The sequence below is a fragment of the Klebsiella sp. PK01 genome, from assembly GCF_057624675.1.
Genome location: NZ_JBYEZM010000004.1, coordinates 537,519 through 559,053 on the forward strand (window position 1 = coordinate 537,519; position 21,535 = coordinate 559,053).

Annotated in this window: 25 protein-coding genes; 8 read left to right on the plus strand and 17 right to left on the minus strand. The window is 54.9% G+C overall.

What is annotated here, in order from left to right:
• Positions 1 to 56: 56 nt before the first annotated feature.
• The 7 genes from gpmA to modE all read right to left on the minus strand — a co-directional run bounded on the left by gpmA (position 57) and on the right by modE (position 7,864).
• A complete protein-coding gene (gpmA, locus tag AC22LX_RS15805; RefSeq protein ID WP_015367652.1) occupies positions 57 to 809 on the minus strand; it encodes a 2,3-diphosphoglycerate-dependent phosphoglycerate mutase in 753 nt (250 codons plus the stop codon).
• A gap of 234 nt (positions 810 to 1,043) precedes the next feature.
• Entirely contained in the window at positions 1,044 to 2,087 is a 1,044-nt protein-coding gene (gene galM, locus AC22LX_RS15810) for a galactose-1-epimerase (protein WP_045395086.1), read from the minus strand.
• Positions 2,081 to 3,229: a galactokinase gene (gene galK / locus AC22LX_RS15815; RefSeq protein ID WP_045395085.1), complete on the minus strand. Its 1,149-nt coding sequence runs from the start codon at positions 3,227 to 3,229 to the stop codon at positions 2,081 to 2,083. Before galK ends, galM begins: the two co-directional genes overlap by 7 nt.
• Positions 3,226 to 4,278: a galactose-1-phosphate uridylyltransferase gene (gene galT / locus AC22LX_RS15820; RefSeq protein ID WP_045395084.1), complete on the minus strand. Its 1,053-nt coding sequence runs from the start codon at positions 4,276 to 4,278 to the stop codon at positions 3,226 to 3,228. Before galT ends, galK begins: the two co-directional genes overlap by 4 nt.
• Positions 4,279 to 4,309: 31 nt before the next feature.
• Positions 4,310 to 5,326 (minus strand): UDP-glucose 4-epimerase GalE, encoded by a 1,017-nt coding sequence (gene galE / locus AC22LX_RS15825; protein ID WP_045364697.1) that lies wholly within the window; start codon positions 5,324 to 5,326, stop codon positions 4,310 to 4,312.
• A gap of 206 nt (positions 5,327 to 5,532) precedes the next feature.
• Complete coding sequence (modF, locus tag AC22LX_RS15830; protein ID WP_045395083.1) at positions 5,533 to 7,008, minus strand: molybdate ABC transporter ATP-binding protein ModF; 1,476 nt, start codon at positions 7,006 to 7,008, stop codon at positions 5,533 to 5,535.
• 67 nt (positions 7,009 to 7,075) lie between these two features.
• Entirely contained in the window at positions 7,076 to 7,864 is a 789-nt protein-coding gene (gene modE / locus AC22LX_RS15835; RefSeq protein WP_045395082.1) for a molybdenum-dependent transcriptional regulator, read from the minus strand.
• 150 nt (positions 7,865 to 8,014) lie between these two features.
• Here modE and AC22LX_RS15840 point away from each other — a divergent pair, with 150 nt between their 5' ends.
• The 4 genes from AC22LX_RS15840 (at position 8,015) to modC (ending at position 10,816) form a co-directional block, all read left to right on the plus strand.
• Positions 8,015 to 8,164 (plus strand): AcrZ family multidrug efflux pump-associated protein, encoded by a 150-nt coding sequence (locus AC22LX_RS15840; protein ID WP_045395091.1) that lies wholly within the window; start codon positions 8,015 to 8,017, stop codon positions 8,162 to 8,164.
• A gap of 128 nt (positions 8,165 to 8,292) precedes the next feature.
• Positions 8,293 to 9,069 (plus strand): molybdate ABC transporter substrate-binding protein, encoded by a 777-nt coding sequence (gene modA, locus AC22LX_RS15845; protein ID WP_045395081.1) that lies wholly within the window; start codon positions 8,293 to 8,295, stop codon positions 9,067 to 9,069.
• Positions 9,066 to 9,755: a molybdate ABC transporter permease subunit gene (gene modB, locus AC22LX_RS15850; protein WP_015367643.1), complete on the plus strand. Its 690-nt coding sequence runs from the start codon at positions 9,066 to 9,068 to the stop codon at positions 9,753 to 9,755. Before modA ends, modB begins: the two co-directional genes overlap by 4 nt.
• Before the next feature lie 2 nt (positions 9,756 to 9,757).
• Positions 9,758 to 10,816 carry a molybdenum ABC transporter ATP-binding protein ModC gene (modC, locus tag AC22LX_RS15855; RefSeq protein ID WP_045395080.1) on the plus strand — a complete coding sequence of 353 codons (1,059 nt, stop codon included), beginning with the start codon at positions 9,758 to 9,760 and terminating at the stop codon, positions 10,814 to 10,816.
• Here modC and AC22LX_RS15860 read toward each other — a convergent pair whose 3' ends face one another.
• Positions 10,817 to 11,635, minus strand: coding sequence for a pyridoxal phosphatase (locus tag AC22LX_RS15860; RefSeq protein WP_045395079.1), 819 nt, complete (start codon positions 11,633 to 11,635; stop codon positions 10,817 to 10,819).
• A 184-nt stretch (positions 11,636 to 11,819) separates the two neighbouring features.
• Between AC22LX_RS15860 and pgl the strand changes: the two genes are divergently transcribed.
• Positions 11,820 to 12,815, plus strand: coding sequence for a 6-phosphogluconolactonase (pgl, locus tag AC22LX_RS15865; RefSeq protein ID WP_487334082.1), 996 nt, complete (start codon positions 11,820 to 11,822; stop codon positions 12,813 to 12,815).
• A gap of 62 nt (positions 12,816 to 12,877) precedes the next feature.
• Here pgl and AC22LX_RS15870 read toward each other — a convergent pair whose 3' ends face one another.
• The 3 genes from AC22LX_RS15870 to ycgZ all read right to left on the minus strand — a co-directional run bounded on the left by AC22LX_RS15870 (position 12,878) and on the right by ycgZ (position 13,805).
• Positions 12,878 to 13,144, minus strand: a complete 267-nt coding sequence (locus AC22LX_RS15870) for a biofilm development regulator YmgB/AriR family protein (protein WP_045395077.1) — start codon at positions 13,142 to 13,144, stop codon at positions 12,878 to 12,880.
• A 47-nt stretch (positions 13,145 to 13,191) separates the two neighbouring features.
• Positions 13,192 to 13,494 carry a hypothetical protein gene (locus AC22LX_RS15875; RefSeq protein WP_045395090.1) on the minus strand — a complete coding sequence of 101 codons (303 nt, stop codon included), beginning with the start codon at positions 13,492 to 13,494 and terminating at the stop codon, positions 13,192 to 13,194.
• 65 nt (positions 13,495 to 13,559) lie between these two features.
• Positions 13,560 to 13,805, minus strand: a complete 246-nt coding sequence (gene ycgZ / locus AC22LX_RS15880; RefSeq protein ID WP_015367637.1) for a regulatory protein YcgZ — start codon at positions 13,803 to 13,805, stop codon at positions 13,560 to 13,562.
• A gap of 310 nt (positions 13,806 to 14,115) precedes the next feature.
• Between ycgZ and AC22LX_RS15885 the strand changes: the two genes are divergently transcribed.
• Entirely contained in the window at positions 14,116 to 15,327 is a 1,212-nt protein-coding gene (locus tag AC22LX_RS15885) for a diguanylate phosphodiesterase (protein ID WP_045395076.1), read from the plus strand.
• A gap of 156 nt (positions 15,328 to 15,483) precedes the next feature.
• Entirely contained in the window at positions 15,484 to 16,218 is a 735-nt protein-coding gene (locus AC22LX_RS15890) for a MerR family transcriptional regulator (RefSeq protein WP_015704784.1), read from the plus strand.
• Positions 16,219 to 16,271: 53 nt separating this feature from the next.
• Here AC22LX_RS15890 and AC22LX_RS15895 read toward each other — a convergent pair whose 3' ends face one another.
• Positions 16,272 to 16,826 carry a helix-turn-helix transcriptional regulator gene (locus AC22LX_RS15895; RefSeq protein ID WP_045395089.1) on the minus strand — a complete coding sequence of 185 codons (555 nt, stop codon included), beginning with the start codon at positions 16,824 to 16,826 and terminating at the stop codon, positions 16,272 to 16,274.
• Positions 16,827 to 16,854: 28 nt separating this feature from the next.
• On the minus strand, positions 16,855 to 17,067 hold the full coding sequence (locus AC22LX_RS15900; RefSeq protein WP_045395075.1) for a biofilm development regulator YmgB/AriR family protein: 213 nt from the start codon (positions 17,065 to 17,067) through the stop codon (positions 16,855 to 16,857).
• A 391-nt stretch (positions 17,068 to 17,458) separates the two neighbouring features.
• Here AC22LX_RS15900 and blc point away from each other — a divergent pair, with 391 nt between their 5' ends.
• A complete protein-coding gene (gene blc / locus AC22LX_RS15905; RefSeq protein ID WP_045395074.1) occupies positions 17,459 to 17,992 on the plus strand; it encodes an outer membrane lipoprotein Blc in 534 nt (177 codons plus the stop codon).
• Here the strand turns inward: blc and AC22LX_RS15910 are convergent.
• The 4 genes from AC22LX_RS15910 to AC22LX_RS15925 form a co-directional block, all read right to left on the minus strand.
• On the minus strand, positions 17,989 to 18,783 hold the full coding sequence (locus tag AC22LX_RS15910; protein WP_045395073.1) for an anti-sigma factor family protein: 795 nt from the start codon (positions 18,781 to 18,783) through the stop codon (positions 17,989 to 17,991). The two genes, blc and AC22LX_RS15910, sit on opposite strands and share 4 nt — an antisense overlap.
• The gene (locus AC22LX_RS15915; protein WP_045395072.1) at positions 18,780 to 19,313 is read right to left on the minus strand and encodes an RNA polymerase sigma factor; all 534 of its coding nucleotides are present in this window, start codon (positions 19,311 to 19,313) and stop codon (positions 18,780 to 18,782) included. The genes AC22LX_RS15910 and AC22LX_RS15915 overlap by 4 nt, the downstream gene beginning before the upstream one ends.
• A gap of 18 nt (positions 19,314 to 19,331) precedes the next feature.
• Positions 19,332 to 19,871 carry a tetratricopeptide repeat protein gene (locus AC22LX_RS15920; protein WP_045395071.1) on the minus strand — a complete coding sequence of 180 codons (540 nt, stop codon included), beginning with the start codon at positions 19,869 to 19,871 and terminating at the stop codon, positions 19,332 to 19,334.
• 175 nt (positions 19,872 to 20,046) lie between these two features.
• Entirely contained in the window at positions 20,047 to 21,330 is a 1,284-nt protein-coding gene (locus AC22LX_RS15925; RefSeq protein WP_045395070.1) for a putative acyl-CoA thioester hydrolase, read from the minus strand.
• Positions 21,331 to 21,535: the final 205 nt, after the last annotated feature.

Below are 21,535 nucleotides of genomic sequence, written 5' to 3' on the forward strand. Positions count from 1 at the left end.
TAAAAAAGCGTGGAAAATTCCACGCTTTTTTGTTGCCGAAATAATTCAGTTGCGTATTACTTCGCTTTACCCTGGTTGGCGACGGCCGCGGCCTTCGCAGCGATTTCGTCAGCATTGCCCAGGTAGTAGTGTTTGATCGGCTTGAAGTTTTCATCGAACTCATACACCAGCGGTACGCCGGTCGGGATGTTCAGTTCGAGGATTTCGTCTTCGCCCATGTTGTCGAGGTATTTCACCAGCGCACGCAGGGAGTTACCGTGAGCGGCGATAATGACGCGCTCGCCGCTTTTCAGGCGCGGCAGAATGGTTTCGTTCCAGTAAGGTACGACGCGGTCGATGGTCAGCGCCAGGCTCTCGGTGGTCGGCAGTTCCGCATCGGTCAGCTTCGCGTAACGCGGATCGTGGCCCGGATAACGTTCGTCATCTTTGGTCAGTTCCGGCGGGGTGACGGCAAAGCCGCGACGCCACTGTTTAACCTGCTCGTCGCCATACTTCTCAGCGGTCTCCGCTTTGTTCAGGCCCTGCAGCGCGCCGTAATGACGTTCGTTCAGTTTCCAGGATTTCTCAACCGGCAGCCAGGCCTGATCCAGTTCGTCCAGCACGTTCCACAGGGTGTGGATGGCACGTTTCAGCACGGAGGTATAAGCAAAATCAAAGCTGAAGCCTTCTTCCTTCAGCAGTTTACCCGCCGCTTTCGCTTCGCTAACGCCTTTTTCAGACAGGTCAACGTCGTACCAACCGGTGAAACGGTTTTCGTTGTTCCATTGGCTCTCGCCGTGACGGACTAGTACCAGCTTAGTTACAGCCATTCTCTTACTCCTCCTACACGCAACCCGACTACTGTGGTGTATGTGTTTATTGATTGATAACTATTCTCATTATATTGCCGTGATTTACCTCACGGCAATGCTTAACCCTAACCATAGCGAAAATAGTGACGCAGTGTAAGATGCTTGTAAAACACAGGTTAGCTTTTTGTCTTTCAACGGTGCAAATTACAGCAAAAAGGCGAAAAAAAACCCTCCGCAGGGAGGGCTATGGCGTTATCTGGCGATCAACTGATATTCCGTCAGGCTAACGTACTCGGCGCCGGGCCGTAATACGCAATCTGGCTGCGGCCAGTGCGGATGATTGGGGGAGTCCGGCAGGAACTCGCTCTCCAGCGCCAGCCCTTGCCAGTCGCCGTAAGGTTGACTGCCGCGCGATGGCGTGCCGCCGAGATAGTTACCGGAATAAAACTGCAGCGCCGGGGCCGAGGTATACACCGTCAGCTGTAGCTTTTCATCCTGCGACCAGACATGCGCCGCCGGCTGGCGGGCGTCGCCTTTGGCCTGCAGCAGAAAGGCGTGATCGTAACCTTTCACTTTTTGCTGGTCAGCATCGGCAAGAAACTCTCCGGCAAGCACCTTCGGCGCGCGGAAATCAAAACTGGTGTACTCCACGTCGCGCAAATCGCCATACGGAATACCGTCGCTCTCTACCGGCAGATACCGATCGGCGAAGATCTGCAGGCGGTGGTGGCGCACATCGCCCTGCACGCCGTCGAGATTAAAATAGACATGGTTAGTCATATTGACCGGGCAGGGCTTATCAACGGTGGCGCGGTACTCAATGGCGATACGATTATCGTCAGTCAGGCGATAGCGCGCGGTTGCCTGCAGATGGCCCGGGAAGCCCTGATCGCCATCGGCGGAGTCGAGCGCAAATAGCGCCTGGCTGTCGTCGTGGCTGACAATTTGCCAGCGGCGCTTGTCGAAGCCGTCCGGCCCGCCGTGGAGCTGGTGGCCGGCCTCGTTCGACGGGGTTAAATTCACGATTTCGCCATCGAGCGTGAAGCGGCTGTTGGCGATACGGTTAGCGTAGCGGCCGACGGACGCGCCCAGAAATGCCGCCTGCTGGCGATATTGCTGCGGCGTGGCGCAGCCAAGTAACGCTTCGCGCAGGCTGCCATCGGCAAGGGGCACTTGCGCGGAGAGTAGCGTCGCGCCCCAGTCCATCACCGTTACGGTCATCCCGGCGTTATTACGCAGCGTTATCACGTTCCACGGCTGTCCGTCGGGCGCGAGTTCGCGGGTTGGCGTTAGCATTGGCCGGCTCCCTGGGATGGTTTGCAGACGTAAAAAGTCTCTTTAATGCCGGTTTTCGCTTCATACTGAGCGGCTACCGCCTGCTGTACTTTTTCAACCAATGCTTCCGGCATCAGGGCAACGATACAGCCGCCAAAGCCGCCGCCGGTCATCCGCACGCCGCCCTTGTCGCCGATAACCTCTTTGACAATCTCAACCAGCGTATCAATTTGCGGTACGGTGATTTCAAAATCATCGCGCATGGAAGCGTGAGACTCCGCCATCAGTTCGCCCATGCGCTGCAGGTCGCCGTTTGCCAGCGCCTTCGCCGCTTCAACGGTACGAGCGTTTTCGGTTAATACATGACGCACGCGTTTCGCCACAATCGGGTCCAGCTCGTGGGCCACGGCATTAAACTGCGCAAGCTCAACGTCACGTAGAGCGGGCTGCTGGAAGAAACGCGCGCCGGTTTCACACTGTTCGCGGCGGGTGTTGTATTCGCTGCCCACCAGCGTGCGTTTAAAGTTGCTGTTGATAATCACCACCGCGACGCCTTTCGGCATCGACACCGCTTTGGTGCCAAGTGTACGGCAGTCGATCAGCAGCGCATGATCTTTTTTACCCAGCGCCGAAATAAGCTGGTCCATAATGCCGCAATTACAGCCGACGAACTGGTTTTCCGCTTCCTGGCCGTTAAGGGCGATTTGCGCGCCGTCGAGCGGCAGATGATACAGCTGCTGGAACACGGTGCCGACGGCGACTTCCAGCGACGCCGAGGAGCTTAACCCCGCGCCCTGCGGTACGTTGCCGCTGATGACCAGATCGGCGCCGCCGAAGTGGCTATTGCGCTTTTGCAGATGTTTGACCACGCCGCGGACGTAGTTTGACCACTGTTGGGTGTCGTGGCTAACGATGGGCGCATCGAGGGAAAACTCGTCGCGCTGGTTGTCATAATCGGCGGCAATGACCCGCACGATACGGTCGGAACGCGGCGCGCAACTGACTACGGTTTGATAGTCAATGGCGCACGGCAGCACGAAACCATCGTTGTAATCGGTATGTTCGCCAATCAGGTTGACGCGGCCCGGCGCCTGAATGACGTGACTGGCAGGGTAGCCAAACTGTTCAGCAAACAGCGCCTGGGTGTTCTCTTTCAGACTCATTGTTCAACTCCTGATTCACGAAAATGGATATCGCTAACGGCACGTAACTTTTCGGCGGCTTGTTCCGCCGTGAGATCGCGCTGGGTTTCGGCTAGCATTTCGTAACCGACCATAAATTTGCGCACCGTGGCGGAGCGCAACAGCGGCGGGTAAAAGTGAGCGTGCAGCTGCCAGTGTTGATTATCTTCGTTATTAAACGGCGCGCCGTGCCAGCCCATGGAGTAGGGGAAGGAGGTCTGGAACAGGTTGTCGTAACGGCTGGTCAGCTTTTTCAGCGCCAGCGCCAGGTCATGGCGCTGGGCTGCGGTTAAATCGGTCAGGCGCTGAATATGCGCTTTTGGCAGCAGCAGCGTCTCAAAGGGCCAGGCCGCCCAGTAGGGGACCACGGCCAGCCAGTGTTCGGTTTCTACAACGGTACGGCTGCCGTCGGCCAGTTCGCGTTGCACATAATCCACCAGCATCGGTGAACCCTGCTCAGCGAAATATTTTTTTTGCAGACGGTCTTCACGTTCCGCTTCATTAGGCAGGAAGCTGTTGGCCCAAACCTGGCCGTGAGGGTGCGGGTTGGAGCAGCCCATCGCCGCCCCTTTATTTTCGAAGACCTGGACCCAGGGGTAACTTTTCCCAAGGTCCGCGGTCTGCTCTTGCCACGTTTTAACCACGCCTTCCAGTGCTTCAATGCTCAGTTCCGGCAGCGTTTTGCTGTGGTCTGGCGAGAAGCAGATAACCCGACTGGTGCCGCGCGCGCTTTGGCAGCGCATCAGCGGATCGTCGCTCTCCGGGGCGTCCGGCGTATCGGTCATCAATGCCGCAAAATCGTTGGTGAACACGTAAGTGCCGGTGTAATTCGGGTTAGTGTCGCCGGTGACGCGGGTATTACCCGGGCACAAGAAACAATCCGCATCGTACGCGGGCAACGTTTGTTTTGCCGGCGTCTCCTGCGCCCCTTGCCAGGGGCGCTTGGCGCGATGCGGTGAAACCAGAATCCACTGCCCGGTTAACGGGTTATAACGACGGTGCGGATGGTCGACGGGGTTAAATTGCGTCATGGTATTTCCTTAGAGCCTTTCCTTTAGGCGATTAGTCCGGATAACCCTGCGGATGACGGGACTGCCAGTGCCAGGTGTCCTGCGCCATTTCGTCAAGGTTGCGCGTCACGCGCCAGTTCAGCTCGCGGTCGGCTTTGGCGGCATCAGCCCAGTAGGCTGGGAGATCGCCATCGCGGCGCGGCGCGAAGTGATAATTAATCGGTTTACCGCAGGCTTTGCTGAAGGCGTTGACCACGTCCAGCACGCTGCTGCCGACGCCTGCGCCAAGGTTGTAGATATGCACGCCGGCTTTATTCGCCAGTTTTTCCATGGCGGCGACGTGGCCGTCGGCGAGGTCCATCACGTGGATGTAGTCGCGCACGCCGGTGCCGTCTTCGGTCGGGTAGTCGTTACCGAAAATCGCCAGTGATTCGCGACGGCCGACGGCAACCTGCGCGATATACGGCATCAGGTTGTTCGGGATACCCTGCGGATCTTCGCCCATATCGCCTGATGGATGCGCGCCGACCGGGTTGAAGTAGCGCAGCAGCGCGATGCTCCAGTCCGGTTGGGCTTTCTGCAGGTCGGCGAGGATTTGCTCAACCATCAGTTTGCTTTTACCGTAGGGGCTTTGCGGGGTACCGGTCGGGAAACTTTCAACATAAGGGATCTTTGGCTGGTCGCCGTAGACGGTCGCGGAGGAGCTAAAAATAAAGTTTTTAACGCCGGCTGCGCGCATAGCGGAAACTAATTTCAGTGTACCGGTGACGTTATTGTCGTAATATTCCAGCGGCTTGGCGACGGACTCGCCGACGGCTTTCAGGCCGGCAAAATGGATCACCGCTTCAATGGCGTGATCGTGCAGAATTTCCGTCATCAGCGCTTCATTACGAATATCGCCTTCGACAAAGGTGGCTTTCTTGCCGCCGAGACGTTCAATGACCGGCAATACGCTGCGTTTACTGTTGCAGAGATTGTCGAGAATAATCACATCATGTCCCTGCAGCAGCAGCTGTACGCAAGTATGACTTCCAATGTAACCGCTACCACCTGTGACCAGTACTTTCATGATTCGCTCCAATAGGCTTATCGTGTGAGAAGAAGATAGCATACCAAAGAAGGCAAAAGTGTGACACAGGCTAAAATAGTGGAATCGTTTACACTTGGTGCAACATTAAGGCTGATTTTATATAAACTTTTATAAAACAGTTGGTTGTTGTGATTTTTGGTTATTTCTCTGAAAAAATACAGGGATCCGCAGACCCCTGTATAGCGCTATTCTGCCAGCGTGCCGAGGTGGTAAGTGTAACCGTCTCCACTACGAATAAACTCCAGACGGTGGGTAATGCAGTCAGGGGCATCTTCGGCATGATGCGATACAAACAGCAGCTGCGTGGCCCCTTCGCCAATCAAAACATCAACGAAACGACGTACCAGTTGACGATTCAGCGGATCTAAACCCTGTAAAGGTTCATCGAGTATCAGTAAGGTCGGGTGTTTAACCAGCGCGCGAACGATCAGCGCCAGCCGCTGCTGTCCCCACGACAAACTATGGAACGGGGCGTCGGCGGTGCGTTTATCAATGCCCAGAATATCCAGCCAGCGCTGGACCAGCTTGTGCTGTTTATCAGAGACCGCCTGATAAATGCCGATCGAATCAAAATAGCCGGAAAGGATCACGTTACGCACGTTAGTGCTGACGCGGTATTCCAGATGCAGGCTGCTACTGACATAGCCAATATGTTTTTTGATATCCCAGATGGTCTCGCCGCTGCCGCGACGGCGGCCAAACAGAGTCAGGTCGTTGCTGTAACCCTGCGGATGGTCGCCGGTGATCAGGCTCAGCAATGTGGATTTGCCCGCGCCGTTGGGACCGACAATTTGCCAGTGTTCGCCGGGATTCACCGTCCAGCTTAGCTGGTTAATGATCGCTTTATCGTTATACGACACCGTGCCGTCGTTAAGAATGATAAGCGGAGCGTTCTCCGCTAAATCGTGCCGCGCGGCGGGAGCATCCGGTTCCGGGAGCGTCATGCCAGTAAGCTTCTCGCTGTGCGCCAGTTGGGCAATCAGCGCCTGTTGCAGTAAGGCCTGTTTCTCGCCGATTTCGCTCAGCGTGCAATCCGCCAGCACGCCGGCATATTCAATAAATTCCGGGATCTCATCAAAGCGGTTGAGAACCAGTACCAGGGTGATGCCATCCTGATGCAGGCTGGCCAGCAGGTCGGCCAACTGTTGGCGAGAAGCGACATCCAGGCCATCAAACGGTTCGTCGAGGATCAGCAGGTCGGGATCGCTCATCAGCGCCTGACAGAGGAGCGTTTTGCGGGTTTCGCCCGTCGACAGATATTTAAAGCGCCGCGTCAGCAGGTGGCTAATACCAAACTGCTCCGCCAGCCGGGCACAGCGTTCCGGGTCGCGTTTTTCATCTTCGATGATTTCTGCGGTAGTGCGTCCGGTGTCTTCTTCGCCGGGGCTAAGCATATCGGTGTTGTTGCGTTGCCACTCGTCGCTGACCAGTTTCTGCAGCTGTTCGAAGGAGAGGCGAGTCGTACGCTGAAATGTGCTTTCGCGCTGCCCGTTGAGTAGAGTCAGTTCGCCGGCCAGCGCTCTGGCCAGCGCCGATTTACCGCTACCGTTACTGCCGACGAAAGCCCAGCTTTCGCCAGCACGCAGCGTGAGGCGATCGATATGTAAGGTTTTTATATCGCTAAGGCGAAACGTGCCTTGCGAAATTTGCAATGATGACATTGTGTATCCCACTTTTTGCAGCGTTGTACTTCAGGGATACGTCTTCACGGCAATAAAGTCAATGCCATTAGCATAAGGTGGCCAGAATGATGCGATCGGCATTGAAGTAAGCGATCGCCTGCGCGCCCTCCTGCAAACCGTCGATTTGCGCCGTTGACAGCGTGGCGCACAGGTTTTGCCCATCCGGCAACGCCATGATGACTTCACACCGATCCGGGCCGCGTTCAATGCGGCTAATGCGCCCGGTAAGCTGGTTATCCGCCTGCTGCGCCACGGCGTGATCCAGCGTGATGCCGACCCACGGCGCTTTCAGCAACACCAGCACTTCCTGGCCTTCATCGAGCCCGAGACGGTCGGCGCTTTGTGCGGTAATGGCGACTTTAAAACGGGTTTGACCGTCCGCCAGCAGCACGTCGACATGTTGCTGTACCTGCTGGTGGTCGCGACCGGTGATGGTGCCGAACCACTGGTTGCGGGCGCTGGTTTGTAACGAGAAGCGGGAAATTGCCGCCAGCAAACTGTCGAGGGGCAGGGCGTCATCGTCGCTTAGTACGTCGAAGGCTTTTTGTTGAATCTGCGCCAACAGATCGTACAACTGAATCAACCGCTGGCCATAGCGGGTCAGCACCGCGCCGCCGCCGCCTTTACCGCCGGTGGCGCGGTCGACCAGCGACTGTTCGCTGAGCTGGTTCATTTCGTTGATCGCATCCCATGCGCTTTTATAGCTGATACCGGCGTTCTTCGCCCCCTGGCTAATTGAGCCAGTCCGATCAATCTGCTTGAGTAGGGCGATCCGGCGGGGATCGGCGAACAGGCGCTGCTGAAGTTTAAGCGTAAGAAGGATTTCGGCCTGCATAATCAATTCCTGACGTAAAAAGCGTATTGTGAACGATAGCGCCTATCTTGCAACAGCCATCTGCCGCGGCGGCGAGGCACCGCACAAATGGGGCGTGTTTTTCCGGCCAAAATGGTTACAATGAAATATTCGTACTATCTGGAGCCAACCATGTTAGAGCTGTTGAAAAGTCTGGTATTTGCTGTCGTCATGGTACCTGTGGTGATGGCGGTCATCCTCGGTCTGATTTACGGTCTCGGTGAAGTGTTCAACCTTTTCTCCGGCGCCGGTCATAAAGACAGCAGCCAGCAAAACCACTGATTTCCCCAACGCCCGGCCCGCCGGGCGTTTTCTTTTGTCCCCATCCTGATTACCCCTAATTGGCGCTGTGAAATTCTCACCATAGTCGTTATATTATTCATTACATAACGAATAAACAGGAGTTTCCAATGGCAGGTCAATGGTCGCGTTTACTTACCGGGGCGGTATTAACGCTCTGCGTTTCTGGTCATGCGCTGGCGCAGGACGGCAAAATAACCGTTTTTGCCGCGGCGTCGTTAACTAACGCTATGCAGGATATCGCCCAGGCGTATAAAAAAGAGCGTCATGTCGAGGTGGTTTCTTCCTTTGCCTCTTCCTCCACGCTGGCGCGCCAGATTGAAGCCGGCGCGCCTGCCGATCTATTTATTTCTGCGGATCAGAAATGGATGGACTATGCCGTAGACAAAAAATCAATCGATACGGCTTCCCGCACCACGCTGCTGGGCAATAGCCTGGTGGTGGTGGCGCCGAAAGCCAGCGATCGCGGCGATATCGCCATTAATGATAAAACCGACTGGGTCAGCCTGCTGCAAGGCGGGCGTCTGGCGGTCGGCGATCCGGATCACGTGCCGGCGGGGATCTACGCGAAAGAAGCGCTGCAGAAACTGGGGGCCTGGGAGACGTTGTCGCCGAAGCTCGCGCCGGCAGAAGACGTGCGCGGCGCGCTGGCGCTGGTGGAGCGCAACGAAGCGCCGCTGGGCATCGTCTACGGCTCTGATGCCGTCGCCAGCAAGGGGGTTAAAGTGGTGGGCACCTTCCCGGAGGATTCGCACAAAAAAGTCGAGTATCCGCTGGCTATCGTTGATGGGCATAAAAATGCTACCGTAACCGCGTTTTACGACTACCTCAAAGGCCCGGAAGCCTCGGCTATCTTTAAACGTTACGGATTCACCACACAGCAATGATTTTAAGCGATCCCGAATGGCAGGCGGTACTGCTGAGCCTGAAAGTTTCATCCCTGGCGGTGGTTTGCAGCTTACCTTTTGGGATCTTTTTTGCCTGGCTGCTGGTGCGCCGCCATTTTCCCGGCAAAGCGTTACTCGATAGTATTATACATCTACCGCTGGTGCTGCCGCCGGTGGTGGTCGGCTATCTGCTACTGATTTCCATGGGGCGGCGCGGCTTTATTGGCAGTTGGTTATACGACTGGTTTGGTCTGACTTTCGCCTTCAGTTGGCGGGGGGCGGTACTGGCGGCGGCGGTGATGTCATTCCCGCTGATGGTACGGGCGATTCGCCTCGCCCTTGAAGGGGTGGACGTAAAGCTTGAACAGGCGGCGCGCACCCTCGGGGCTAATCGCTGGCGGGTATTTTTCACCATCACGCTGCCGTTGACTCTGCCGGGCATTATTGTCGGTACGGTGCTGGCTTTCGCCCGTTCGCTGGGGGAGTTTGGCGCGACGATCACCTTTGTCTCAAACATTCCTGGCGAAACGCGCACCATTCCTTCCGCGATGTATACCCTGATTCAAACGCCAGGCAGCGAAGGCGCCGCCGCGCGGTTGTGCATCATCTCTATTGTCCTGGCGCTGGTATCACTGCTGGTCTCCGAATGGCTGGCGCGCCTTAGCCGTAAGCGGATGGGAAAATAACTATGCTGGAGCTCGATTTTAGCCAGACGCTGGGCAACCACTGTCTTGAAGTACATGAAACCCTGCCCGCCAGCGGCATTACCGCAATTTTCGGCGTCTCGGGCGCGGGCAAAACCTCGCTGATTAATGCGATCGGCGGGCTGACGCAGCCGCAGCAGGGGCGCATTGTGCTCAATGGTCGGGTACTCAATGACGCGCGACAGCGCATCTGCCTGGCGCCGGAGAAGCGGCGCATCGGCTACGTGTTTCAGGACGCGCGGCTGTTTCCGCACTACAAAGTGCGCGGCAACCTGAAATATGGGATGGCCAAAAGCATGGCCGCGCAATTTGATAAGCTGGTGGCGTTGTTGGGCATTGAGCACCTGCTTGAACGACTGCCCGGTAGTTTGTCCGGCGGGGAAAAACAGCGGGTGGCGATTGGCCGCGCCCTGTTGACCGCGCCGGAATTGCTGCTGCTGGATGAGCCGCTGGCCTCGCTGGATATTCCGCGCAAGCGCGAATTACTCCCCTATTTACAGAGACTGGCGCGCGAGATCCACATCCCGATGCTATATGTCAGCCACTCGCTCGATGAAATTCAGCACCTGGCCGATAACGTGCTGGTGCTGGAGGCGGGGAAAGTGAAGGCGTTTGGCGATCTCGAAACGGTCTGGAGCAGCAGCGTGATGCATCCGTGGCTGCCGCAGGAGCAGCAGAGCACGATTCTTAACGTCTCGGTCATCGCGCAGCATCCGCAATATGCGATGACCGCGCTGGCGCTGGGCGATCAGCAACTATGGGTTAATCAACTGGCGCGGGAGCCGGGCGAAGCGGCGCGTATTCGTATTCAGGCGTCGGATGTGTCGCTGGTGCTGGAGCATCCGCGACAGACCAGTATCCGGAATATTCTGCGCGCACAGGTTGTTGGCTGCGTGGAAACCAACGGTCAGATTGAGGTACAGCTTACGGTCAGCGGCAAAACGCTATGGGCGCGAATTAGCCCGTGGGCGCGGGATGACCTGGGTGTCAGCCCAGGCCAGTGGCTGTATGCGCAAATTAAGAGCGTGTCGATCGCGGCCTGATTACAGCAAGTTACGATTGATAAAGTCGGCGATGCTGGTGGTTTCGTTTTCGCCGATCACCACGTTGGCCCGCGCTTTTACTTCCTCAACCGCGTTACCCATCGCCACGCCGGTCCCGGCGGCTTCCAGCATGCTGAGGTCGTTGTAGTTATCGCCAAAAGCGATGACGTCCTGCATGGATAATCCTTGCGCGGAGACCCACTGCGCCAGGCGTTTGCCTTTGCTATTGCCGGCGCGGGCGATATCAACCTGATCGTGCCACGACCATTCGCATTCCAGGCCCAGTTTCTGGCCGACGGTCTGCGCGAAGGCCTGCAATTTCGGGATATTTTCGTCGGTAAGGGCGAATTTCCATACCGCTTGTACTTCACGCGCCGCCTGCGCCAGAGAATCCACCTGGGTGAAAACCGGGCGTTGTTCAACCGGCAACGACTGCGCCCAGTTAGTGGTGCGGATCACGTGGCCGGTCGGACGTTCATAAAGCATGGCGTTATCGACGTACATCAGACCGTGAATATCGTGTTCGGCGAGCATGTTGGTCAGGCTGAGGGCTTTATCCACCGGCATCGGATCGGACTCGAGAACCTTTTTTGCATGATAATCATACAAATAGGTACCATTACAACAAATTGCAGGTGTATCGAGAGCCAGTGCCTGATAAAAAGGATGGATAGCGACGTGATGTCGGCCGGTTACGACGATCACCTGATATCCAGCCTCCCGGGCGCGAGCCAGCGCATCGAGCGACGCCGGAAGAATCATTTTTTTCGAGGTCAGTAGGGTGCCGTCTAAATCGAGGGCGATCACGCGTGAGGTCATGTGTTGGTTCCGGTAAATGATGAAAAGTTGTCTGCCATGATGGTACACGGCTTCGTCTCAGGGGCAAATTTTTCAGCATCTACCGTTAAAAACGTCTATACCATTCATCGTTGCGTCGCGCGCCGGATGAAATGTATAACGATGTCCACGAGCAGTTTCACGAGCAGTGAGGAAAGGAGTAGTCATGAAACAAACCGTATATACCGCCAGCCCGGAGAGCCATCAGATTCACGTCTGGAGCCTCAATGCTGAGGGAAATCTGACATTGGTTCAGGTTGTTGATGCCCCGGGCCAGGTGCAGCCGATGGTGGTAAGTCCGAACAAAGAGTATCTCTATGTCGGCGTTCGTCCGGAGTTTCGCGTCCTGGCTTACCGCATTGCGCCAGATAATGGCGCGCTGACTTTCGCCGGTGAAGCTGCGCTGCCGGGGAGCCCGACGCATATCTCCACCGACCATCAGGGCCGTTTTGTTTTTAGCGCTTCCTACAATCAGGGTTGCGTGAGCGTGACGCCATTGATTGACGGCCTGCCGGGCGAAACGGTCACCGTCGTCGAGGGGCTGGAAGGCTGTCACTCGGCCAATATTTCGCCGGACAACCGCACGCTATGGGTACCGGCGCTGAAGCAGGATCGTATTTGCCTGTTTAACCTGAGCGACGACGGCTATCTGGCCGCACAGGAGCCGACGGAAGTCACTACCGTTGAAGGCGCCGGTCCGCGGCATATGGTGTTCCATCCGAACCAGCAGTATGGCTACTGTGTGAATGAACTGAACAGCTCCGTTGACGTGTGGGAGCTTAAAGATCCGCACGGGAAAATTGAGTGCGTGCAGACGCTGGATATGATGCCGCCAGATTTCACCGGCGTGCGCTGGGCTGCGGATATTCATATTACGCCGGATGGCCGTCATCTTTATGCCTGCGATCGTACCGCCAGCATTATCACCATCTTCAGCGTTTCTGAAGACGGTAGCGTACTGTCTATTGAAGGCTACCAGCCGACCGAAGCGCAGCCGCGCGGCTTTAATCTCGATCACAGCGGTAAGTATTTGATTGCCGCCGGGCAGAAATCGCATCATATCGCAGTATATGAAATTGCCGGCGAGCAGGGGCTGTTAAAAGAGAAAGGGCGTTATGCCGTTGGTCAGGGACCGATGTGGGTAGTGGTTAACGCGCATTAATGTGCTACTGATGGAATAAAAAAACCTCGCGCCGCGAGGTTTTTTTATTCGGACTGACAGGCTTAAATATCATCCATTGTATAGCCGACGACAATTTCCAGCGTCTTGCGAATCACATCCGCGGTGACCACGTTATCGGTGGTTTCCAGGGCATTGATCAACCATAAAATAAGCGCCTTATTGCTCAGATGCCCATCTGAGCTGAGGATGCTGTCGATTGCCAGCGACATTACCGCAGATTCATCGACTAATTTATCTCCGGCGGCGCGGAAATATTCTGAGAGCGCTCTATCCTGCAGTCCTGCGTAAATATCTGATTGCTGATGCATAGTCTGTCTCATCATATTCTCACTTGTTTATTAAACTTGATTGGGGATCAGTGTATTTTTTTACCCGTCGGTTCGACGTTACCATCCACAACAACGGCTCTGTTTTCCCACTGGCCGTTAATCTTTTTAATGACCGGAGCGTGATTGCCGCGCGTCGTGAGTCTGACGCTAATTTCATCAATAACGGCAATAATTGCATTCCTTCGCTGGTGGTTCGTTTCCGCTGCCTGCATTAACCGAAGTTTGACTAGCAGCGTCGGAATATTAATTGGCCGGTTTGTTTTAAGAAGGGATAAAACCGCCTCGCCAATAATCTCATCGCTAACCCGTTCTGATTGACTGCTTTTCATCATCGTCCCTCTGCATGCCTCGTTGTTCCTGTAAGCCAGGTCAGGTGCAGGCCGACAGTCAGCGTTTACTCCTGACGCTCAAACAGCAGGCCAATCAACGTTTGATAATGATTTTCTTCTTCCGGAGCTCGTGCGACGTCAAGACGGCTCAGTAACTTGGTGCAGAGCGCTTTGCGGTTTAAATGCCGCCCTTCGGTGAGTATGTCCATCACGATTTCGCCCAGCGTCTCCTGCTGGGAAGGTAACGATGCTTTGTTGAAATACTGGGCTATCGCGTTCGCTGTATCTGGAATGTAACCATTCTGCTGCATATGCGCTCCTTTAATTTCACTCATCTGTTAACTGTGAGTAAACTTATACAATAATCTGTAACTTGTACATAGCGTGTTGCGCAATAAATTGTGATTGGAGTATAGTTTATTGAAAGATAACGATAAATTTGTTGTTTTTTTTATTTTGTGTAAAATTGCGATGAGGATTCTAAGCGTGACAGTTTGTACAAGATTATACGGCCTGGCGGCGTTGTGTGTTCAATTTTTGTTAATATAAATACTTGTTTCGCAAGACGTATCGAACAGTAACTGCTACTGTGAATGCTTATACCTCTCATCTGGAATCGCTATGCTCACCACCATCATTTATCGCAGCCATATCTGCGACGATGTCTCATTCAAATCGCTCGAGTCGATGGTTGCTGCGGCTAACGAGAGAAATGGTCAGGCGGATGTCACCGGTATTTTACTTTTTAACGGTACGCATTTCTTCCAACTCATTGAGGGACCGGAAGAAAACGTACAGCAAATCTATCGGCATATTTGCGCGGACCCGCGTCATTACAATCTGGTGGAGCTTCTGTGCGATTACGCGCCGTCTCGCCGCTTTGGTAAGGTCGGCATGGAGCTGTTTGATTTAAGGGAACACGATCGCGACGCGGTATTACAGAACGTGCTGGATAAGGGGACGACAAAATATCAGCTGACTTACGACGACCGGGCGCTACATTTTTTCCGTACCTTTGTCGAAGCGACGGAAAAAGAGAATTATTATGAAATTCCGTCAGCTGATAGCTGGGATTTTACTGCTGATGAGAGCTCGTTTTACCCGGCCGCGCCCTGTATCGACCGCGCTGAATCATGCTGTTTTGCTTTTCAGCCGGTGGTTGACCCTTTTGCCTGTGAAATAGTCTCCTGGGAAGCGCTGCTACGCACCGTTGATGGAGAGCCGCCTGCGGCCTACTTTGCCGGTTTGTCCGGCGATGAGGTTTACGTCGCGGATTTGCAATGTAAACGGGTTGCGTTGGCCATTGCCGGTAAATTAGGCCTGCGTGAACGTACGCTGACCATCAATCTGCTGCCGATGACGCTGGTGAAAGTGGCGGATGCGGTGCCATTCCTGCTAACGGAAATTCAGCGCAACGATCTGATCCCGGAACAGATTATTGTTGAATTCACCGAGCGTGAAGTGATCTCGCGGATGGATGAGTTTACCGATGCCGTACGCAAATTGAAGGGGGCGGGAATTCGCGTCGCTATCGATCACTTTGGCGCCGGTTTTGCCGGGCTATCGCTGCTGGCGCACTATCAACCGGATCGAATTAAAATTGATCAGCAGCTGATCCGCAACATCCATCGTGACGGGCCGCGTCAGGCTATCGTGCAGGCGATTATTAAATGCTGTCACTCGCTGGAAATTTCCGTATCGGTGGTTGGCGTTGAGCAGGCGGAGGAGTGGATGTGGCTGGAGGCGGCGGGTATTTCTCATTTTCAGGGAAATCTGTTTGCCAGTCCGCGACTGGGTGGCCTGCCGGCTATCGCCTGGCCGGGGAAAATATGATCCACTCTGAGATAGCGTAAACGCACTTTCATCCTTTTTCCCGCAAGCTGTGAGCTGCAACCTGATATCTTTATCTGTACAAGAAAAGAGAGTTGTACAGTATGCCTAAATTCGTTAGTTTAGGCGCTAAAGTATCAGGTTGAGAAAAGGCGGCTTATGGCTTTTTACAGTATCGGTGAAGTAGCCGAGCGTTGCGGAATCAATCCGGTCACCCTTCGAGCCTGGCAGCGGCGTTATGGTTTGCTGAAACCGCAGCGTAGCGAAGGCGGGCACCGTCAGTTTGATGAAGAAGATATTCAGCGAATCGAAGAAATTAAGCGCTGGATAGAGCGTGGCGTTTCAGTGGGCAAAGTGAAGGCGCTGCTTGAAGGCCAGCTACCTGCCGCCCGTGACGAATCCGCACAGTTGCAGGAAGAGATGATGAGTATCCTGCGCTATATGCAGCCGGCAAAAATCCGCGCCAAAATCACCGCATTAAGCCATCAGCATCCCGTCGACACCCTGCTTGATAGCCTGTTCGCGCCGGTGCGCCAGCGGCTGAAACTCGATCAAAATACCTCAATGGTCATTAGCAGCATGTTGGATGGCATATTGATTGATTGCGTGGCGCTGTTTTTAGCGGAATCGCGTAAAAAAAATGGTAAGGAGACGCTGCTGGTGGGGTGGGGGAATGAAGACCGCACCGGCCTATGGCTGGAAGCCTGGCGCCTTTCTCAGCGTGGCTGGCACGTCAACGTGCTGGCGGAACCGTTAGAATCTCCCCGCCCGGAGCTGTTTCCTGGGCAACATATCTTCGTCTGGACCGGGCGGCCCGCTTCGCCGCTGCAACTGGAGCTGCTGGGCCACTGGCAGGAACAGGGTTTCAGTATTCACTTCCACGGTAACGAATAAAAAAACCTGCCTTTTAAGTGAGGCAGGTTTCTGTTTGCTCACGCCGCGCGCGCTTACAGATGGATTTGACTCCAGGACTTAAATGTTTCGCTACGGCTGATATTAAAGAAATCTGTCCTGCCGCTGCAGCCAAGTTTTTTTATCAGATTCAAGCGGATTTGATAAATAGTCTTAATATGCAAGTTTAGCGAGCGACCAATACTGGCAATGGCTTCGCCATTACTGATGAGCTGAATGACTTTCTTTTCTCGCTCGGTAAACTGTATCAGTTCGCCAGGAGAAGTATGCGATTTATAATATCGGGTCGGTTGATTGAGAAATGTTTTTAATTCAGCAGGGGTCGATCTGGCGGGGATGCGTAACATTGGCAGCTCGCTAAGGAAATTAAGATCGTTGCCTTCAGTTAATAAAACAAAAACCGTCTCCCGGCGATTGTATTTATGCTGTAATACCGAAAAATAACTGTCGCTGGTAAAAAAGACATGTTTTTTACTGAAGCATCTTTCTGGCAGCGTACGCAGAATGAGGCTGATGCCGCTCAGAAGATAGTGGTTGTCAATCCACAGGTCATAGCGTTCGGAACAAATGTGCGTGTGTTTACTGAACATTTTGGTCTCCACGAAGCGGATGGACGGATTAATGATGAACACCACAGCGCAGAATATCCAGCGCCTGTAAATAGAGGTCGGCAAGGATTTCATTACTTTCTATTTGTAACCGTTGATTAATCTCGCTAATTAATTGAAGGTCATCCACGGTTTTATTTTCCTGCAATAAGCTATTTTCAATGTTTTTCAGCAATGCGCAGTTAGCTATAAACTGCACAGGGATCGTATTTTTGATATGCATAACCCTGAATCTCCCACGCGATAAATAAAAGCCGCTGGCGTAAACGATTTGCACATCGTTTACGCCAAAACATTGCGGACAGGCAACGGTAAAGCAGGAACCACCTCAAAATAACCGCGGCGTTGGCGCAGAGTGCTGACCCGAGCGCGCGCGTAAAATCGAGCTACCCGTCAACTATAGACGCTCAGGGAAAAGTTGTACAAATTTCTGCGAATTAATTTGTACAAATTAGCGATGGGTTAATGTGTTTTTGTTTATATTGTTGATATGTATGATTTTTATTTTCTTCTTTCTTGTACAGGTCAGGCGGTAAATCTCTCTGAAAAACGACGAATGCTCTCTGCGCGGGGTTATACTTGTCTGCCAGGAAAGAGAAAAAGGAGGGAATGCGATGAAACTATGGCCAATTCTGACCGGGGTTGCGGTATCGCTGGCGTTAGTCGCCTGTAAGACTCCCACGCCGCCTCACGGAGTAAAACCGATAAACCACTTTGACGCCAGCCGCTATCTGGGGCGCTGGTATGAAGTCGCGCGCCTGGAAAACCGTTTCGAACGAGGTCTGCAGCAGGTAACGGCAACTTACAGCATGCGTGATGACGGCGGCATTCGCGTACTTAATCGAGGATTTGATCCGCGAAACAACCGCTGGCGCGAAAGTGAAGGCAAAGCCTATTTCACCGGCGCTTCCACCACGGCAGCGCTGAAAGTCTCGTTCTTCGGTCCCTTCTATGGCGGATATAACGTGATCGCGCTCGACGAGGATTATCAATACGCGCTGGTGAGTGGGCCTAACCGCGACTATTTATGGCTGCTTTCGCGCACCCCGGATATTCCGTCCCACATCCGACAACAGTACCTTGCCCTGGCCGCTGAGCTCGGTTTCGCGGTTAACAAACTGGTCTGGGTGCCGCAGGCGAAGGCTTAAACTATCGCCTGCAGCAGGGTGTGCGCCGCATCGTTGAGCGCGGGCGTCGGCATACGGCCGATCAACGCAAACTGGTAGCCGCCGTGGCGCCACCAGCGCAGGTTCATGCCCTGACGCTGCTCATTTTGCGGCGGCGAGGCGGTTTGCCGGGCGGCGGGTGAAATACAAAGCGCGACCGGGCCGTAACCGGTATGCAGCCAGAGAATTTGCGTGATGGAGGTACTTTCGTAGCGCAGCATACGGACCATTTTCAGCTCCGCCTCAGGCAAGGCGAGCTGGCGTCGTTCTAGCAACAGTCCTGTATCCTGCGCCGAACGACGCAGGCCACGGTCGAGCATCTCAGGTGAATTATCAACATCGGCCACGGTTTCCGCGCTATATAGCGACATGTACTGGGCTTCAAGACGACGAATATTCTCGTCATCGTCCTCCTGCGGCGCAGGCCGCCAGAAGTAACTTGTTGCGCTACCAATAACCAACAGGCCCAGTGAGGCGGCGATCAGCGCGCGGCGGCTGAAGCGCGCCTGATTTTGCGCTTCACTTTCCGGCGCGGCGAGATAGGGCCCCAGTTTCGCCTGCATCCGCGCCACGGGTGCTTCATCAAGCAGGGCGGCGAAAGCATGTTGATAAGGCTGATGATTATTCATCAACGTGGCGGTGCGGCTGGCGAGCTGCGGGTCGCGGGCAAAGGTTTCGCTAAAACGGCGGGCGTCCTCCGCGCACATTTCGCCATCAAGCCAGGCGACAATGGCCTCGTCCTGCCAGGGTGGGGAAAAGCGAATAGGGTTCATGAGCGTTTCTCCTGCGCCGGGGGCGAAATCGCCGGCGTTTTGGCCAGCGTTTCCCGCGCGGCGGCCAGCCGACTCATAATGGTGCCAATAGGTACCGATAGCGTCTCGGCGGCTTCCTGATAACTAAACCCCTCGACATACACCAAAAAGACGGCATTACGCTGCGCCTCGGGCAGTTGATTAACCCGCAGCATAAGTTGCCGATAGCGCCACCGCGTATCGTCCTGTTCGCCCGGCTCGGGGGCGGCCAGCTCCTCACACTCGACAAACCCCTGGCCGAGGCGGACCTGGCGGGCGCGCAGCTCTGAAATCCAGATTGAGTGCAAAATGGAAAATAGCCACCTGTCGATGCGGGTGCCGGGGGTAAACTGCGCGCTCTTTTCGAGCGCGCGAAGGCAGGTGGCCTGCACCAGTTCCTCGGCGACGTCGCGGTTGTGCGAGAGTACGAGGCCGTAGCGCCACAGGCGAGGAAGATGGGCGGCCAGTTGGCTATCAACGATACGGTTAGCGATGTTCTTATCCTTATTGATTCTGGCGAATCACGACTATCAGGATTCAGGGTGTCCGTTTATTGCCGACTGAAGATCGCGGTACTCTTCGCAGCTTTGGCCGCAAATGCCGGCAATCGCCGCCAGCTGCTGCTTAGCCAGATCGGGGCGTCCTTTAACCATCCATGCCTCGCCAAGGTATTCGCGGGCTTTCGCGTAGTCCGGTTTCAGCGCCAGCGCCCGCTGATAATAGCCAATTCCTTCATCGGTTCTGCCGAGCTTACGCGTGGCGTAGCCGCGATAGTTCCACGCCTCAGGCGTATTGGCGTTGTGCAGCGTATCCAGCAGGTTAAGCGCGGTCTGATATTCCCCTTTTTTCGCCAGATGCCAGGCATAATTGGTTTTATCTTCATCGCTAAGGCTGCTGGTTTTTTGCGGAACGCATTTTTGGCTCACGCTGTCGTAGGCCTGACCGTTCGGGCAATCCGGGGTTTGTTTGCTCGGGCTGTTATCGCCCATGGCCAACGCCGCCGGGGTATATAACAAAAATAGCAGCGCCGGAACGACTAAGCGCCTGATGGGAGAAATTTGTGCGTTCATGGTGACCTCCTGGAGGGCGAGAGACGCGATAAAGCATCGCGTTGTCGGTTCTGAGGAGTAAACGCGCGAGCGGGAGGATTTATTCGCCGTTGGCGAAAATTATTAATTGGGGTTGTGGTGAGAGTATGCGTTAACAAGAAAAGCCCGCGCCTGGGGAGAGCGCGGGCCGATAATATTACTGTTTCGGAGCGGCAACCACAAAGCTGCCCACGCCGCGGTTGTTATATTCCCACATGCGGTTGAAGCCGTTGTCGTTAAGGTTACGCTGCGGGTTGCCTTTATCATCCTGCGCGCCAACGTTACCGCTGAAAGCGCGGTTAGAACCGACCGCCGCCGCCCATGGTTGAGCAATGTTAAAGCCTTCATTGATGACGCTATCGCGAATCACCACCTGGCCATTGCTGTTGCCGTCGACGTCCAGCGCGCGGCCCAGCTGCGCGACGTTATCGCCGGACGCGGTGAAGCGGCTATTGGTCGCCAGGAAGCCGTAGGTCATGCTTTTCAGCGTTGCTGGTGCGAAAACGTAGGCTTCTTTCTGCGTACGCGAGTTCACGACGCGGAAATCGGTATTATCGAATACCACCGCGCCGCGACCGGAAACGATATCCACATCGCCTTCAATATAGCTATTGGTCACCAGCGTGCGGGTCTGACGGTTGTCCTGCAGACGGTTCTGCACGCCGCTATTGGTCACAAAGAAGGTGTTCTGGCGGCCAAGAATGTTGACCTTGTTGATCTGCACCTGGTCGCCATCGCTGCGCAACGCCACCGCCTGGTGGGTACCGGCATCGACGCTATCGCCGAGATTGTTGGCGATAGTCAGGTTCTGCAGCTGCAGGCCATTGTTCTGCGACCAGAAGACCGCGGAACACATCACGCCCACGGTGGCGGCGGATTTGCTCTGGCAGCTGTCGAACATATACCACGCGGGCTTGCCCGGCATGTATTTGCCGCCCGGATTGACCAGGTGACGCCAGCTATTGCGGTCCATTTCGGAATCAATCGCTTCGCTGATTTTGACGTCGGCAGGGTTTTCACCGGTACCATAAATGGTCAGCGCGCCTGGCGCGGCAGGCACATAGACGGTACCCGCATATTCGCCCGGCATAACGGCGATGAACAGGCGACGCGCGGAGTGGCGGGCAATCGCCGCATCGACCGCGGCCTGAATAGTCGTGTGGGTCACGCCCTGGGCGCCCGCCGGGCCGACGATGAAATCAGGCTGCGCCGGCAGGCTGATCGCGGATGGCGTCCACGCGGCGGCATTCGGCGTCAGCGACTGGAAATAAGCTGCCTGAGTGAAGTTTTTCGCTTCATCGGCGCTAAGAATTGGCCGTGCGGTATTGCCCGGTGCAGTCTGCGTTGAGGGCTTTTGATCGGCAGGCGTCGAGCTACAGGCGGACAGCGTCACGCCGAAGGCCAGCGCCAGCGCCAGACGGGAAACGGAATATGTGTTCATGTTGCTCCGGGCGATAATATGCAAAGTTACATACCCTTTGTGCGCGACAGGGTATAAGTCCTTTAAAACCTGCTGTTTTATACTAACTTGAACGAAACGGGAAGATGCCAGTTCAAAAACTTCACTTCTTTACGCAATACCTGGTGACAGTGGAACGTCTGTAGTCACAAAAAAATAACATTTACCCGCGCTTTTATTGACATTA